This is a genomic window from Lacinutrix sp., from assembly GCF_023299985.1.
In the GTDB taxonomy this organism is placed as follows: domain Bacteria; phylum Bacteroidota; class Bacteroidia; order Flavobacteriales; family Flavobacteriaceae; genus Lacinutrix.
Map to the genome: position 1 here is coordinate 1 of NZ_JALZVX010000080.1, position 16,097 is coordinate 16,097.

17 protein-coding genes are annotated in these 16,097 nt (G+C 30.2%); 10 read left to right on the forward strand and 7 right to left on the reverse strand.

Annotation, left to right across the window (positions count from 1 at the left end):
* Positions 1–50: 50 nt before the first annotated feature.
* From Q0C58_RS04015 to Q0C58_RS04030, 4 genes are all read right to left on the reverse strand, one after another.
* Positions 51–443: a rhodanese-like domain-containing protein gene (locus Q0C58_RS04015; protein WP_290697853.1), complete on the reverse strand. Its 393-nt coding sequence runs from the start codon at positions 441–443 to the stop codon at positions 51–53.
* A 24-nt stretch (positions 444–467) separates the two neighbouring features.
* Complete coding sequence (locus tag Q0C58_RS04020; protein WP_290697856.1) at positions 468–779, reverse strand: rhodanese-like domain-containing protein; 312 nt, start codon at positions 777–779, stop codon at positions 468–470.
* A 114-nt stretch (positions 780–893) separates the two neighbouring features.
* Positions 894–1,514 (reverse strand): thioredoxin family protein, encoded by a 621-nt coding sequence (locus Q0C58_RS04025; RefSeq protein ID WP_290697859.1) that lies wholly within the window; start codon positions 1,512–1,514, stop codon positions 894–896.
* 6 nt (positions 1,515–1,520) lie between these two features.
* Positions 1,521–2,054: a TlpA disulfide reductase family protein gene (locus Q0C58_RS04030; protein ID WP_290697862.1), complete on the reverse strand. Its 534-nt coding sequence runs from the start codon at positions 2,052–2,054 to the stop codon at positions 1,521–1,523.
* A gap of 330 nt (positions 2,055–2,384) precedes the next feature.
* On the opposite strand from Q0C58_RS04030, the gene Q0C58_RS04035 reads away from it, so the two are divergent.
* The 9 genes from Q0C58_RS04035 to Q0C58_RS04075 all read left to right on the forward strand — a co-directional run bounded on the left by Q0C58_RS04035 (position 2,385) and on the right by Q0C58_RS04075 (position 10,949).
* Positions 2,385–3,782 (forward strand): anthranilate synthase component I family protein, encoded by a 1,398-nt coding sequence (locus Q0C58_RS04035; protein ID WP_290697865.1) that lies wholly within the window; start codon positions 2,385–2,387, stop codon positions 3,780–3,782.
* A gap of 294 nt (positions 3,783–4,076) precedes the next feature.
* A complete protein-coding gene (locus Q0C58_RS04040) occupies positions 4,077–4,640 on the forward strand; it encodes an aminodeoxychorismate/anthranilate synthase component II (protein WP_290697868.1) in 564 nt (187 codons plus the stop codon).
* A gap of 300 nt (positions 4,641–4,940) precedes the next feature.
* A complete protein-coding gene (gene trpD / locus Q0C58_RS04045) occupies positions 4,941–5,933 on the forward strand; it encodes an anthranilate phosphoribosyltransferase (RefSeq protein WP_290697871.1) in 993 nt (330 codons plus the stop codon).
* Between the two features lie 79 nt (positions 5,934–6,012).
* Positions 6,013–6,798, forward strand: coding sequence for an indole-3-glycerol phosphate synthase TrpC (gene trpC, locus Q0C58_RS04050; RefSeq protein ID WP_290697873.1), 786 nt, complete (start codon positions 6,013–6,015; stop codon positions 6,796–6,798).
* A 124-nt stretch (positions 6,799–6,922) separates the two neighbouring features.
* Positions 6,923–7,561, forward strand: a complete 639-nt coding sequence (locus tag Q0C58_RS04055) for a phosphoribosylanthranilate isomerase (RefSeq protein WP_290697877.1) — start codon at positions 6,923–6,925, stop codon at positions 7,559–7,561.
* The gene (trpB, locus tag Q0C58_RS04060; RefSeq protein WP_290697880.1) at positions 7,554–8,732 is read left to right on the forward strand and encodes a tryptophan synthase subunit beta; all 1,179 of its coding nucleotides are present in this window, start codon (positions 7,554–7,556) and stop codon (positions 8,730–8,732) included. The genes Q0C58_RS04055 and trpB overlap by 8 nt, the downstream gene beginning before the upstream one ends.
* A gap of 456 nt (positions 8,733–9,188) precedes the next feature.
* Entirely contained in the window at positions 9,189–9,953 is a 765-nt protein-coding gene (gene trpA, locus Q0C58_RS04065) for a tryptophan synthase subunit alpha (protein WP_290697883.1), read from the forward strand.
* Between the two features lie 44 nt (positions 9,954–9,997).
* Entirely contained in the window at positions 9,998–10,384 is a 387-nt protein-coding gene (locus Q0C58_RS04070; RefSeq protein WP_290697886.1) for a DUF805 domain-containing protein, read from the forward strand.
* 109 nt (positions 10,385–10,493) lie between these two features.
* Positions 10,494–10,949 carry a tRNA (cytidine(34)-2'-O)-methyltransferase gene (locus tag Q0C58_RS04075; RefSeq protein WP_290697889.1) on the forward strand — a complete coding sequence of 152 codons (456 nt, stop codon included), beginning with the start codon at positions 10,494–10,496 and terminating at the stop codon, positions 10,947–10,949.
* Positions 10,950–11,008: 59 nt separating this feature from the next.
* Here Q0C58_RS04075 and Q0C58_RS04080 read toward each other — a convergent pair whose 3' ends face one another.
* From Q0C58_RS04080 to Q0C58_RS04090, 3 genes are all read right to left on the reverse strand, one after another.
* Entirely contained in the window at positions 11,009–11,236 is a 228-nt protein-coding gene (locus Q0C58_RS04080) for a VF530 family protein (protein ID WP_290697891.1), read from the reverse strand.
* 125 nt (positions 11,237–11,361) lie between these two features.
* Positions 11,362–11,568 (reverse strand): DUF6500 family protein, encoded by a 207-nt coding sequence (locus Q0C58_RS04085; protein WP_290697894.1) that lies wholly within the window; start codon positions 11,566–11,568, stop codon positions 11,362–11,364.
* Positions 11,569–11,663: 95 nt separating this feature from the next.
* A complete protein-coding gene (locus Q0C58_RS04090) occupies positions 11,664–12,977 on the reverse strand; it encodes a DEAD/DEAH box helicase (protein ID WP_290697897.1) in 1,314 nt (437 codons plus the stop codon).
* 229 nt (positions 12,978–13,206) lie between these two features.
* Between Q0C58_RS04090 and Q0C58_RS04095 the strand changes: the two genes are divergently transcribed.
* The gene (locus Q0C58_RS04095) at positions 13,207–16,083 is read left to right on the forward strand and encodes a hypothetical protein (RefSeq protein WP_290697900.1); all 2,877 of its coding nucleotides are present in this window, start codon (positions 13,207–13,209) and stop codon (positions 16,081–16,083) included.
* Positions 16,084–16,097 lie beyond the last annotated feature (14 nt).

Sequence of the window (16,097 nt, forward strand, 5' to 3'; positions counted from 1 at the left end):
CTAGAAATTAATTTCTAGAGGTGTTTTTTGTTTGAATTACATTAAGGTAATTATAACTTTAAATCTAAATTAATATGTTCCCATTTTGAAAAACCGCCTTCAAGATCGTAAATTAATTTGAAACCAGCTTTAGCCATTTCGTTTGCACATTTAGCACTCCTAGTACCTTTTTGACAATATAAAATGACTGGCTTTTCTTTATCTAAAGCTGCAATATCATCTTGAAAGCTTGGTGAATTAAAATCAATGTTTTGAGAATTTGCAATATGTCCTGCTTTATACTCTGCTGAAGTTCTAACATCTACTAACTGCACTTTATCTAAGTCTAATAATATTTTCTTTTCTTCTGTAGACACAACTGTAATACCTTGCTGTCTTTTTGGAATGCAATTAAACATGCTTATCACCATGAATAAAACTACTATAGTTACTGATTTTTTCATATTAAATTATTTTAATTGATTCAATTACTCCTCAATATCTCCAGTCCACTCAGAAAATCCACCCATTAAATTATAGGCATTATCAAATCCCATTTGATTCATAATTACACAAGCTTGACCACTTCTTACTCCTGCTTTACAATACACATAATAGTTTTTATTTTTATCTAAAGCTTCTAATTCATAGATAAAGGCTTGACCTTTAAAAATATTTAGATTTTTAGCATTAGGTATAAAGCCATCGGCTACTTCTTCTTCTGTTCTTACATCTAATATAAAAGCATTCTCATCTGCTTTAAGTTGTTGAGCCCATTGCTCTTGTGATAAATCTGACATTCTTAGTTTTTAAGGTGCAAAGTTAATTTATTTAACGTTTCCTTAAGATATAGACGTAAAAAAACCTGAAATGTTACAACTTCAGGTTTTTTTATTTAAATAATGTCTCTAATACTATACTTTTATAGAGCAACCAATCGCTTTTGTTTCGGTTACATCTATAGCTTTTCCATTTAACAATGCATTAACTGCATCTTCAACATATTTGTGTTTTACTTCATCTGCATTCTGAAAATTATCGTCTATTGCACCAACATACTTTACAACATTACCTTTATCTGTTTTTTCTACAACGTAGATATGTGGTGTTTTTGTGGCTCCAAATTGTGGATAAACACGTTGTCCTTTATCCATTAAATATGGAAAAGTAAATCCTTTTTCTTTAGCACGTTCTTGCATATATTTCATACCATCTTCTGGTTTCGCTTTAACGCTATTAGGCATTATTGCAATTACTGGATAACCTTTTTCAGCATACATTTTATTTAATGCTTCTACTCTATCTTCATATGCGACTGCATATGGGCAAGTGTTACAAGTAAACGTAATAATAAAGCCTTTAGCTTCATTAAATGAAGCCATAGAAACCATTTTACCATCTATATTCTCTAATTTAAAATCTGAAACAACGTCTCCTACTTTATATCCATCTTCTAATTTATTTTCTACTTTAGTGAATGACCATACACCAAAAACGATTGCTGTTAACAGCATTAATTTTACTACTTTTTTCATATTTATTTAATTTAAAAATTTATTAACTTCTGTTTTTAATTCTTCTAAGTTAAACGATTTCTCGTAAAACGCTCTTTTTTCGTTCTTATAAATAACTGTTGCAGGTATCGCTCCAGACCATTCTTTATCTACTTTAGGAATCCAAGTATTAGAATCTACATCATTTAAAGCTACCATTTTAGATTTCAATTGGCGTTTAATAATAAAAGGCTTCAATTTTGTTTCGTATTGCTTAGGAAAATCTAAACTCACTAAAACAACTTCAACGTTTTTAGACTTGTATTCATTGTTTAAAGCTTCAAAATACGGTAACTCTTTAACACAAGGTGCGCACCAAGTGGCCCAAAAATTTACAACATAAATTTTATCGTCCATTTTATTTAAAAGCGGTTCAAGTTCGTTAAAATTATATACGATTAAATCTAGACTTTCACCTTTTTCGACCTTGACTTCAACAATTTCAATATTTTTATTATCAACAACTACATCTTGTTTGCAAGCAGAAAACAAGACAATAAGTAATATTAAATATATTTTCATTTTATAAAAGTAATAACAGAATTCTGTTTGCAATATACATTTAACAAATATTTACATTAAAATTAATTTGTTTGTAGTTATTTGATTTCTATCTTTGATTTTTATAATAATATTACCGCTTTCGCGGAAAAACTATGAACAAAAATTTAAATCATACTTGGTGGTGGAACTTTCGAAACACAATTCGTGAATAAACTCTTAGTATATTTAATTAAAATATAAAAGGCTTGTCATTCACGACAAGCCTTTTTTTTATTCTGAACTTGTTTTAGAATCTTTACATAAAATAACATCTCTACAATAAGAGACACTGAAATAAATTGAGCACTAATGAAGACTTTTAGCCTTTACACAAATTATAAAAAAATACTAGCAGATACTATTACGCCTGTAAGCATCTATTTGAAAATTCGCGATAAATTCCCGAATAGCATCTTATTAGAAAGTAGCGATTATCATGCAAACGATAATAGTTTCTCGTATATCTGCTTTAATCCTATTGCTTCTATTAAAGTTTCTGGAGATACAATCGAGCAAACATTTCCAGATGGAAGCTCTCATAGAAACCGCACCAAAGATGTACCAAAAATGATTCACAAGTTTACTAAGCGTTTTAAAGTAAACTCAGAAAAAGATTTCAAATTTATAAATAATGGGATTTTTGGTTACACATCTTACGATGCTGTAAAGTATTTTGAAGATATTGACATTTCAAAAAAACCAAATTCTTTAGACATTCCAGATATATATTATGCAGTCTATCAAAATATTATAGCTATTAATCACTTTAAAAATGAAGCTTATATTTTTGCTCATTGCTTTAATGATAATGCCAGTAATATCGACGAGATTCTACATTTAATAAGATCAAATAATTTTGCTTCATATCAATTTTCTACAGATTCTGATATTGATTCTAATTTAACAGACAATGAATATAAAGAACATGTAGAATTAGCAAAACAGCACTGTGCAAGAGGTGATGTTTTTCAACTGGTACTCTCTAAAAAGTTTTCTCAAAAATTTAAAGGAGACGAGTTTAATGTCTATCGTGCTTTACGTAGCATTAATCCTTCACCTTACTTATTTTATTTTGATTATGGTGATTTTAAAATCTTTGGTAGTTCTCCTGAAGCACAATTAGTGGTTAACGAAGGTATTGCTGAAATTCATCCTATTGCTGGAACTTTTAAGCGTACAGGAAACGACGAAAAAGATGCAGAACTAGCAAAACAATTAGCAAGAGACGAAAAAGAAAATGCAGAGCATGTAATGTTAGTAGATTTAGCTAGAAACGATTTAAGCAGACATGGAAGCCAAGTAAAAGTAGAAACCTATAGGGAAGCACAATTTTTCTCGCATGTTATACATTTAGTAAGCAAAGTAACTGGAAAAATACATGACAACACTCCTACAATGCAAGTTGTAGCAGACACATTTCCTGCAGGAACTTTAAGTGGTGCACCAAAACATAAGGCTATGCAACTTATAGAAAAATACGAAAAAACAAGCCGTGCTTTTTATGGAGGAGCAATAGGTTTTATGGATTTTAGTGGTAACTATAATCATGCGATTATGATTAGAACATTCCTAAGTAAAAACCATGAATTGCATTGGCAAGCTGGAGCTGGATTAGTATCAAAATCTAATCCTGAAAACGAATTACAAGAAGTTTACAATAAATTAGGAGCATTAACAAAGGCTATCGAACTAGCTAAAGATATATGAAGTTAGTATTTAGTAAAAATTAAAAAAATAGGACGAAACACTAATTTTATAAAAATGTAAGTCCTTAAAATCAATTCATAAAATTGAATATCAAAAATTAAGAAATAATAAGCGGAGGAATGGAGATGCAAAGCGAAGCTTTAAGCACGTAATTCCGAAAGCAAATGGTGCTTTAGCAATTTCCTAAGTTTGATCGTGATTTTTTGGTTCGTTTTTCATCAAGGAAAAATGATCGGAAAGAACGAAAGAAAGAACGTTTAATTAATAAGATTCCCATTTACATGGGAAATAAACATGAAAGTATTAGTAATAGACAACTACGACAGTTTTACTTACAACTTAGTACATTATTTAGAAGATTTAAATTGTGATGTAACCGTAAAACGAAACGATAAATTAACTTTAGAAGAAGTTGATGCTTTCGAGAAAATAGTACTATCTCCTGGACCAGGTATTCCAGACGAAGCTGGACTATTAAAAGCCATTATTAAGCAGTATGCACCAACAAAAAGCATTCTTGGTGTTTGTCTAGGTCAACAAGCTATTGGTGAAGTTTTTGGTGGAAAATTAATAAACTTAGACACTGTTTTTCATGGTGTAGCAACCAAAGTAAATATTACTGTTAATGACGAAGCCTTATTTAATAATATGAACAAAACAATAGAAGTTGGCCGATACCACTCTTGGGTTGTAGATCCTAATTTACCTGAGCAATTAGAAGCCACTTCTTTTGATGAAAACGAACAAGTTATGTCTCTAAGACATAAAGTTTACGATGTAAGAGGCGTACAATACCATCCTGAAAGTGTGTTAACGCCTAATGGAAAACAAATTTTAGAAAACTGGATTAAAAATTAGCTAGCAATTAGCAAAAATTAAAAAAAACATAACGAAACACTAATTTTATAAAAATGAAAATCCTTAAAATCAATTCATAGAATTGAATATCAAAAATTAAGAAATAATAAGCGTAGGAATGGAGATGCAAAGCGAAGCTTTAAGCATGTAATTCCGAAAGCGAATGGTGCTTTAGCAATTTCCTAAGTTTGATTGTAATTTTTTGGTTCGTTTTTCATCAAGGAAAAATGAACAGAAAGAATTACATTAAGAAAAAAAGAAGTATAACTTAAAAGATTCCCATTGTCATGGGAAGTAAATATGAAACAAATACTAAATAGATTAATAAACCACGAAAACATCTCAAGCGAAGAAGCAAGAAATGTTTTGATAAATATTTCCGAAGGAAAATATAACCTAAGCCAAATAGCATCATTTCTAACTGTTTTTATGATGCGCAGTATCACCTTAGAAGAACTTCAAGGTTTTCGTGATGCACTTTTAGAGTTATGTATTCCTATAAATTTATCAGACTTTAACGCTATTGATTTATGTGGCACTGGAGGAGATGGCAAAGACACATTTAACATTTCGACCTTATCGTCTTTTGTAACTGCTGGTGCAGGAATAAAAGTTGCTAAACATGGTAATTATGGAGTATCTTCTGCTTCTGGATCTTCAAATGTTATGGAGGCTTTGGGTATTCACTTTTCTAATAAATCAGACTTTTTAAAATACGCCATAGATCAAGCTGGAATATGTGTGTTACATGCACCATTATTTCATCCTGCTATGAAACATGTTGCTCCTATTCGTAAAGAACTAGGTATTAAAACCTTTTTCAATATGCTAGGTCCAATGGTAAATCCAGCATTTCCAAAAAACCAGATGGTTGGCGTATTTAACTTAGAACTACAAAGATTGTATGGTTATTTATACCAAAATACAGATAAAAATTACAGCATAGTTCATGCATTAGATGGTTATGATGAAATTTCTCTAACAGGAAAAACTAAGATTATTTCTAACCGTTCTGAAACAATATTAAAACCTTCAGATTTAAATGTTCAACAAATAGAGCAATCAGATATTTTTGGTGGTTCATCTGTAAAAGAAGCTGCTAAAATTTTCAAAAATATTATTGAAGGCAAAGGAACAGAAGCTCAAAACAACGTTGTTTATGCCAATGCAGGATTAGCAATAGCGACAGTAAATAACACTTCGCATATAGAAGGATTTAATTTAGCAAAAGAAAGTTTAGAAAGCGGAAGAGCAAAAGAAAGTTTAGAACGATTAATAGAATTGAGTAAATAAAAAAGTCGACAGTATTCAGTAAACAGTCTTCAGTATTTATTCAAACTGTTACTGAAAGCTGCTAACCGAAGATTAAAACATGGATATTTTAACCAAAATAGTAAACGATAAACGCATCGAAGTTAACCTTCGCAAGCAACTCATTCCTACAAAACAACTAGAGCAATCTATTTTGTTTGAAAGAGAAACAGTTTCTTTAGCTAATAAATTAAAAAACAGTACAACAGGAATTATTGCAGAACACAAACGTCGTTCTCCCTCAAAACAAGTTATCAATCACGATCTAAATGTTTTTGATGTTGCCAAAGGTTATGAAGAAGCTGGAGTTTGCGGCATGTCTGTTTTAACAGATGGCAAATATTTTGGTGGCTCTCTGGACGACTTACTTACTGCGCGATCAAGCTGTAATTTACCTTTATTACGCAAAGAATTTATAATAGACCAATACCAGATAATAGAAGCTAAAGCTTATGGAGCTGATGTTATTTTATTAATAGCTGCAATACTAACTAAAGCCGAAATAAAGCAGTTTTCAGAATTAGCAAAAAGTTTAAATTTAGAGGTGCTTTTAGAAATCCATAATGAAGAAGAGTTAAACAAATCAATAATGCCTAGCTTAGATATGCTTGGTGTAAATAATAGAAATTTAAAAACGTTTGAAGTAAGTTTAGAAACCAGCAAACAGCTAAGCTCATTAATTCCAAACGATTTTGTAAAAGTATCTGAAAGTGGAATTAGTAATATTGAAGCTATCAAAACATTAAAACCTTATGGTTATAAAGGCTTTTTAATAGGTGAAAATTTCATGAAAACAGATAATGCTGGAAAAAGCGCAAAACAATTTATTGAAAGATTAAATAATTAAAAATAACTTTGTCACTTCGAGTGGTTTTTGAGGTATGAAAAAATTGTATCGAGAAGTCTCTAAAACTTCTCGATACAATTTCAAAAAAACTAAAATCACTCGAACTGACAGCAATTAAAACACTATGAAACTAAAAATATGCGGAATGAAAAATGAAAACAACATCCTTGATGTTGCTGAACTTAAGCCAAGTTATATGGGTTTCATTTTTTACGAAAAATCACCACGTTACTTCAATGGCGTAATTCCTGAAATCTCTAAAGACATTAATAAAATTGGAGTCTTTGTAAATGCTACTTTCGATTATATAAGAGGCAAAGTGGAAAAACACGATTTACAAGGCGTACAATTACATGGTGAAGAATCTCCAGAATTATGCGAGCGATTAAAAGCATTAGAGCTTACCGTTATAAAAGTGTTTTCTATTAAAAACCAGTTCAATTTTAAAGTTCTAGAACCTTTTGAAGACGTTTGCGACTATTATTTGTTCGATACTAAAGGCAAAGAACCTGGTGGAAACGGTTATACTTTTAACTGGAACGTTTTAAAAAAATACCCATCCATTAAACCTTACTTTTTAAGTGGTGGTATTGGTCCAAAAGAGATGGATTCAATATTACTATTCTTAAAGAGACCAGAATCACAACTGTGCTGCACATTAGACCTAAACAGCAAGTTTGAAACCGCTTCTAAAGTAAAAGACACAGCAAAAATTAAAGCATTTAAACAAGTACTTATAGACAAAAATTATTACTATGTATAATATTAATGATAAAGGCTATTATGGCGAATTTGGAGGAGCATACATTCCAGAAATGCTTTATCCTAATGTAGAGGAGTTACGTCAAAATTATCTAAAAATAATGGCAGAACCTTCGTTTAAGGAAGAGTTCGATCAATTATTAAAAGATTACGTTGGACGTCCTTCTCCACTTTATTTAGCTAAAAGATTAAGTGAAAAATATAATACAAAAATCTACTTAAAACGAGAAGATTTAAACCATACAGGAGCACATAAAATCAACAATACTATTGGCCAAATTTTAATGGCACAACGCTTAGGTAAAAAACGCATTATTGCCGAAACTGGTGCTGGACAACATGGTGTTGCAACTGCAACCGTTTGCGCATTAATGGGAATGGAGTGTATTGTTTATATGGGAGAAATTGATATTGCTCGTCAAGCTCCAAACGTTGCTAGAATGAAAATGTTAGGCGCTAAAGTTTTACCTGCATTATCTGGAAGTCGTACATTAAAAGATGCAACAAACGAAGCTATTAGAGATTGGATTAATAATCCTGTAAACACACATTATATTATAGGTAGTGTGGTTGGACCACATCCATATCCAGATATGGTTGCGCGTTTTCAAGCTGTAGTATCAGAGGAAATACAATGGCAACTACAAGAAAAAGAAGGCAAAAGCACACCAGATTATGTAGTAGCTTGTGTTGGTGGAGGAAGTAATGCAGCTGGTGCTTTTTATCATTATTTAGAAAACACAGATGTTAAGCTAATTGCTGTTGAAGCAGCAGGAAAAGGAATCCATTCTGGAGAAAGCGCAGCAACTTCTATACTAGGAAAAGAAGGGATTATTCATGGTAGCAAAACATTACTAATGCAAACAGACGATGGGCAAATTACTGAGCCTTACTCGATTTCTGCTGGATTAGATTATCCAGGTGTTGGACCAATGCATGCACACTTATATAAAACTGGACGTGCAGAATTCATATCCATTACAGATGATGAGGCAATGACTGCTGGTTTAGAATTAAGCCAATTAGAAGGTATTATTCCTGCTATTGAAACGGCTCATTCTTTAGCAATTTTTGATCATAAAAAATTTAAAGAAGACGACGTTGTCGTTATAAATTTATCTGGTCGTGGTGATAAAGATTTACAGAATTATATTGATTATTTTAAATTATAATCTTTTTTAGGCGTTACAATAAATGGTCAGGCTTACAAACCTCGGTATCAAAGATGAGCTCAAACAAACCTTTTAACTACGAAGTAATCACGATTTCTTCCAAAATAAAAATGAATGAGTAATCTTTAATGCAGTAAACGAAAATTAAAAAACTGAGGTTAAAAAACCATAATAAGTAAAAGAATCTCTAAATCAATTCGCAGAATTGAACGTCAAGGCGAAGAATAGACGAAGAAAAGCTCCGAAAACAGAAGTTCAGACATTTTTAGTCTGGACGACGCGGAGTTTTCAAATCGGTTTTCAGTTTTTACTGAAAAATTCCTTGACTTGGCCGTGATTTTTTGGTTCGTTTTTCATCAAGGAAAAATGAACGTGAATAAAAACATGGATTTCTGTACAAGTAAAAACAAAATTTAAGTTTAATTAATAAGATTCTCATTTTCGTGAGAAATGAATATGAACAGAATAAACCAAAAATTAAAAGAAAAGAAAAAGCTTCTTAGCATATATTTTTCAGCAGGATATCCAAGTTTAAACGACACCGTTTCAATAATAGAAAACCTAGAAAAAAACGGAGTTGACATAATTGAAATAGGCTTACCATTTAGCGATCCATTAGCAGATGGACCAACAATACAAGCTAGTTCTACCGAAGCTCTAAAAAACGGAATGACAACCGACGTGCTGTTTAACCAACTAAAAGACATCAGGAAAACAGTTTCTATTCCGTTAATTATCATGGGTTATTTTAATCCTATGTTACAATATGGAGTGGAAGACTTTTGCAAAAGATGTCAAGATATTGGTGTTGATGGCTTGATTATTCCAGATTTACCTGTAGATGTTTATAACGACCAATACAAAGCAATTTTCGAAAAACACGGATTAATAAATGTGCTTTTAATTACACCACAAACAAGTGTTGAGCGTATTAATTTTATAGATTCCATTTCTACCGGATTTATATACATGGTAAGTAGCGCAAGTGTAACAGGAAGCAATTCTGGTTTTGGAGAAGAACAAACTGAATATTTTAAACGTATTGCAGACATGAAATTAAAAAACCCACAAATTGTTGGTTTTGGAATTAGTGATAACGAAACATTTAGTCAAGCCACTGCACGTGCAAAAGGTGCAATTATTGGTTCTGCATTTATTAAACATTTAACCAAAAATGGTGTTAATAAAATTGATGCTTTTGTAAATTCAATACTAAAATAATAGAATATATTGCCCAAAAATTAATCAACTAAAAAACTAAATTTATGAAATGGTATTTAAAAGTCATTAAAGACAATTATGCGAATTTTGAAGGTAGAGCAAGACGTAAAGAATATTGGATGTTTGCTCTTTTTCATATAATATTCACTTATGCATGTTTAATTTTATTAGGCGTAGTAGCTTATGCAATAGAAAGTCCAGCCGTAGTTATAATAGTATATATTTATATTTTTGCAACATTAATTCCAGCAATAGCTGTTAATTGTAGAAGAATGCATGATGTTGGAAAAAGTGGATGGTATCAACTAATCCCAATTTACAGCCTTATCTTAACATTAACTGAAGGCGACAGAGGCTCAAACGAATATGGAGAAGACCCAAAAGGAAACTTAGAAGAAATAAATGAAATTGGAATAAAAGAGATTGAGTAATCTCAAACTTTAAAAGTAATTTTCAATTAGCAAATAAAAAACCTATTCTATATCGAATAGGTTTTTTACATTAGAAGAATATATTTTATAAAAAAATTACTAAAAAAAAATGACACTAAACATCGTTTTAATAGAACCCGAAATACCAAACAATACTGGAAACATTGGCAGATTAGCTTTAGCTTCTGGCTCTAACTTACATCTAGTAAAACCTTTTGGATTCGAAATTACAGATGCTAGATTAAAACGTGCAGGTTTAGATTATTGGCAACACCTCAACTTACACTATTACGAAAATATCGAAGAATTCTTCAGTAAAAATGAAGATAAAAAAATGGTGTTTCTTTCTAGTCATGGCACAAAAAAACATTGGGATATTAAGTATGAAGACGATTTATTTCTAGTCTTCGGAAAAGAATCTAAAGGCTTACCAAAATCGATAACTGAGCACTATTCTGATAAACTATTTAAAATTCCATTGTATAGCGAACATGTTAGAAGTTTAAATTTAGCAAACGCAGTAAGTATAATTGTTTATGAAGGTTTAAGACAGTTAGATGTATAAATTTTAGTCCTAAATCTTATAAAACAAACGTTATTTAAAAAGAATACTCTTAATTATAATTATTTAGAATTCTTCTTTAAATACTGTAAATACATATTCTCTACCTTAGTTCGAGCCCAAGGCATTCTACGTAAAAACTTTAAGCTTGACTTAATTGTAGGATTCTCGTTAAAGCATTTAATATTTACAACAGTTCCCATGTATTCCCAACCATAGTGTTCTTGCAAATCGGTAACGATTTTTTCAAGTTTTATACCATGAAGTGGATTGTTTGGTTGTGATTCCATTATAAACTCTTTTATTTTGTTGTCACTTCGAGTGATTTTTGGCAAAAAATTGTATCGAGAAGTTTTATAGGTTCTCGATACAAAATGCTTTTCAAGCATTTCACTCGAACTGACGAATTGTTTTATTACACCATGTTTTTAATTTTCACTGCTTTTTCAAAATGATCTAGTTGTTGTGTTTCAATCCACCAAGTAGCAGCTTCCATTAGTAATTTTGGATTATCATTTTTATTTTTAAAAAATGCGTAAAAAGACAATCCAACATTAGTTCCTTTTTGTGCGATTTTAGTATCGCATACTTGTATTATTTTATCTTTTAATTCTTGAGTCATTTTTTAAAGCACTTCTACAGGCTTGGTGAAGCATTGGTTTTCATAGTTGTAAATCGAAAAACGATACTGATTCGGTCTTCGTAATAACGTACTATTTAACTTCTAGAATTGTTCGAACGTCTATCGTTACCACCAGAATTTCTACTTTTATTTCTGTTACGGTTTCTTCCACCATTTCCAGAACCAGAATTACTCTTCGGTTTATCTCCAGAACCTTTTGATTTATTTCTAGGCTGTCTGTTTTGACCTGGTTTAATTGGTGCTGTTGATGCATTTGGATCTGGCTCGAAACCTTCCATAATTTCAACTGGTAATTTTTCGCCAATTAACTTTTGTATATCACGTAAAAAACTAGTTTCGTCTGCACTTACTAAAGAAATTGCTACTCCATTTGCTCCTGCTCTTCCTGTTCTACCAATTCTATGTACATAATCTTCAGAGATGTTAGGAATCTCGAAATTAATAACGTGTGGCAATAATGGTATATCTAATCCACGTGCTGCAATATCTGTTGCAACCATTACGCGAACCGTTCCATCCTTAAAACCTTTTAAGGCTTTAGTTCTTGCGCCTTGACTTTTATTACCATGAATAGCTGCTGCTGTAATACCAGAAGCAATCATTTTTTTTGTTAAATTATTAGCACCATGTTTAGTACGTGTAAACACTAATACTTGTTTCCAGTTACCTTCAGAGATTAATTTAATAATTAATCCTGTTTTTAAGCCTTTAGCAACACGATATACTTTTTGCGAAATCGCTTCCACTGCAGTATTTTCTGGAGTTGCTTCAACTTGTACTGGATTTTTAAGTATAGTAAAAGCTAGTTTTTTAATCTCTTTAGAAAACGTTGCCGAGAACATTAAGTTTTGTCTTTTCTCTGGCATAAGCTTCATTACACGCTCTATATCACGTAAAAAGCCCATATCTAACATTCTGTCTGCTTCATCTAAAACAAACATTTCTACGCGCTTTAATGAAATTGCTCCTTGATTACATAAATCTAACAAACGTCCTGGAGTTGCTACTAAAATATCGACACCGTTTCTAATGTTTGCTACTTGTGGTTTTTGGTTTACACCACCAAAAATAACTGTACTACGTAAATTTAAAAACTCGCTATATTCCTTAACATTAGCATACACTTGTGCAGCTAATTCTCGTGTTGGTGTTAATACCAACGCACGAATAGGTCTAAATTTTTCTTTTGGGTTTTCGCTTAATATATGAAGCATTGGCAAGGTAAAACCTGCTGTTTTTCCTGTTCCTGTTTGTGCAGATGCTAAAACATCGTAACCATCTAAAACTGGTGGAATTGCTTTTGCTTGAATTGGTGAAGGTGTTGTATATCCTTTTTTGGCAATAGCCTTAAGTATAGGCTCAGAAAGGCCTAGTAATTTGAATGACATAAATAAAGTTTATGAGATAAACTCTAATTAATTTTAGGTCATCTCTTTTTAATAAGCTGCAAAGGTAGTGCTATTTTATAGGTTATTGGTGTGTTTGGGGAATGTTTGTGTTTTCTAGGTTTGGGTTTGTGGGAAAAATAGGCGAACTTCGAATTTAAATTAATTACGAATATGAAACATTATTAACGATTTCATATCAACAAATAAGATCAGTACAAGCTAAAAAAATATGATAATTGAAACAACAGCACTAATATCAATTGGGACATGGTTAGGAAGTAAACTTTTAGATAAGGGTTTTGACTCAATACATGACAGAGTAACTTCTGAGAGTTTTAATGATAAATTTTATCAAAAAGTTAACAATGCATCAACCACATTACAAACTAAACACCCAGATGCATTAGGTGGTAACATCGAATTTTTTTTTAAGCACGAAGATGTATTTAATGAACTAATCAAATTACTATTCGTTAACTCAAAAGTTGATTTGAAAGTTATTGAAGAAAAGTTTGATATAAAAACATTACCTGACAACTTTATTCTAGAATTCATAAACCTTCTAAAAGAAGAACTTTATAAAGACAAGTACTTTTACCAAATATTATCCAACAAAGAAATCTATTTATTAAGTATCGGTATTAATAAAAAAATCGAAGATGTGCTAAAAATTTCTTCCTTATCATACGAGGAAATTAAAAAGTTAAAAAAGATAATTGAGTCTAAATTTAGAAGTGTTTTTTCTTTTACGGATTTTATCAATAAATATAAAATATGCTTAATAAATAATTATTCGCAATTAAACTTCATCGGTCTAGGATTAGACTTAAGTATAAAAAAAGGTAAAAGAAAAAAGCTTGAAGACCTATTTGTTAAACCAACATTCTCTACAGATGAGGCTAACTCAAAAATTCTACGTAAAATCAATCCTGATTATAATACTGAAGGCAAAATTTCACTTGCTGAAATATTCAATTTTGAAAAAAATTTAATAATACTTGGTAATCCAGGTAGCGGAAAATCAATTTTCACGAAGTTCGTATCATTAAAATTAATACAAAGTGAAAAATTAGTTTTCGAAAACAAAAAAATAACGGAAAGCATTCCTTTTAGAATAGAACTAAGAAAGTACCATGCTTTTAAAAAAGAACAAAACGAAGGCTTAATTAAATATTTAAGGTTCCTATTAGAAATTGAATATGGTTTTACTAGCCTCATTACTGAAGATATTCAAAAAATATTAAAAGAAAGAAAGACTGTTATAATATTCGATGGTTTGGATGAAATATTTGATCTTAATGATAAATTATTAATCAAAAACGACATTGAAAACTTTATTACGCAACATAAAAATGTTAGAACAATAGTAACCTCAAGAATAATAGGATATGATGATACAGCTTTAAAAGAAGCAGAAATGCTAAAATTAATAATAAATAATTTTGACGATAACCAAATTGAAAAATATATTAAGAATTGGTATTTAGTTGAAGAAGAAGATGAGCAAGTTCGTCAAAAGGAAATTAATGACTTTTTGACTAAAAGAAAACTAATTGATGATGAATTAATTTCTAACCCATTGCTGTTATCACTTATCGTTATTTTATATAGAAACAATCTAAAAGTTCCTGAATCAAAGCTTGAAATATATCAATCGTGTACTAAAACTTTAGTAGATAAATGGGATCAAAGTAAAGGAATGGAAATTAATATTTCTGATGATATTTACAAACGGAAAGACACCGTTTTTGCAGATTTAGCGTATTGGCAGTATAAGGAGTTAAGTAAAAAGGATGGTAAAGTAACATATCAAAGAGCAAAAAACACTGTTGCCAGCAGTTTAACTGAAAAACTAAAAATTGCTGATGACTTCACTTCAGACCTATATTCAGAACAATTTTTATTATATGCACAAAAACGATCATTATATTTTGACAACAATTTTACACATAAAACATTCCTTGAATATTTTACAGCTTTTTGGATATTTTCAAATATTGAAAAGAAACATAAAAAAAATGAAAGAGATAATTTAATAAAAGAATATATTATCAGCCCTTACTGGCATATAGTATTGGAGTTATTAATCAATTTAATAGATAAAGATCAAGCAGACAATGAGATAATTGATGATTTAATAAAACACCAATTGAAAGAGAATGTAGAATCTGCCACCTTTTTTCTACAAATTTATAATACCATTCAAAATGTTAGTATTTCTATATTTGAAGATATAGTAAAAGAATCAATTTATAGTCTTTTGAAAAAGCAATCAAAGACAGGTAATAATCAACGCTATAAAAACCAACTAAACTCTCCATTTTACTTGTTAACACAACATTTTGGAAACAATTCTTTAAAGGAATCAATTAAAAAGTGTATAACAGAAATTCAGTTAGATAAAAACAGTTTCTACGACGCAAGCCTTCTACTTTCTTTATATTTAGAAATAGGTGTCGAAAGTCGTGATTATAACAATAAGGAGGTTTTCAGTAAGCAAGATACTGTATATGAATTATTTTCTAAAAAAGTAAGAATTGAAGACCCAATAAACTATTTGATGCAAGAATTTCTATTTAACGAGACTAATTTTGATATTAATCCTGTACCATTTGCAGCTATATTTTTAGAAACATTCTCAAAAGAAGAATTTAATAATAATTTACAATCTAAGTTTGGAGAGTTTACATACATTCCTGTGAAAAACATATGTTTGAAGAACGTACTATTCAATTTAAATCAAAATATACTTAATGAATATATTTTATTAATTGAAAAACACAATATTTCAAAAGATGATTTAGTCAAAGATCTTTTTTTACAAAATTTTTACATGAAAAAGAAAGAAAGTTTTAAAAATTTAATAAACAACATAAATCACTTAAAGAACAAGAACTACTCGATATTATTAGTTCCAATTATTTATAAGTTAAGGTTTTACAGATCAAACAGAGATAAACCCGATTTTATTGAATTATTAGACAGGTTAGAAAACCTAAGACTTTCTACAAAATTAAAATTTATTGTAAATAATGCTAACAACAAGAAAAAAGTAAAATCTTATATTTGTGAAAATTTTAAAATTGACAAATTGTTAATCAAATAAAATCAATTTAAATT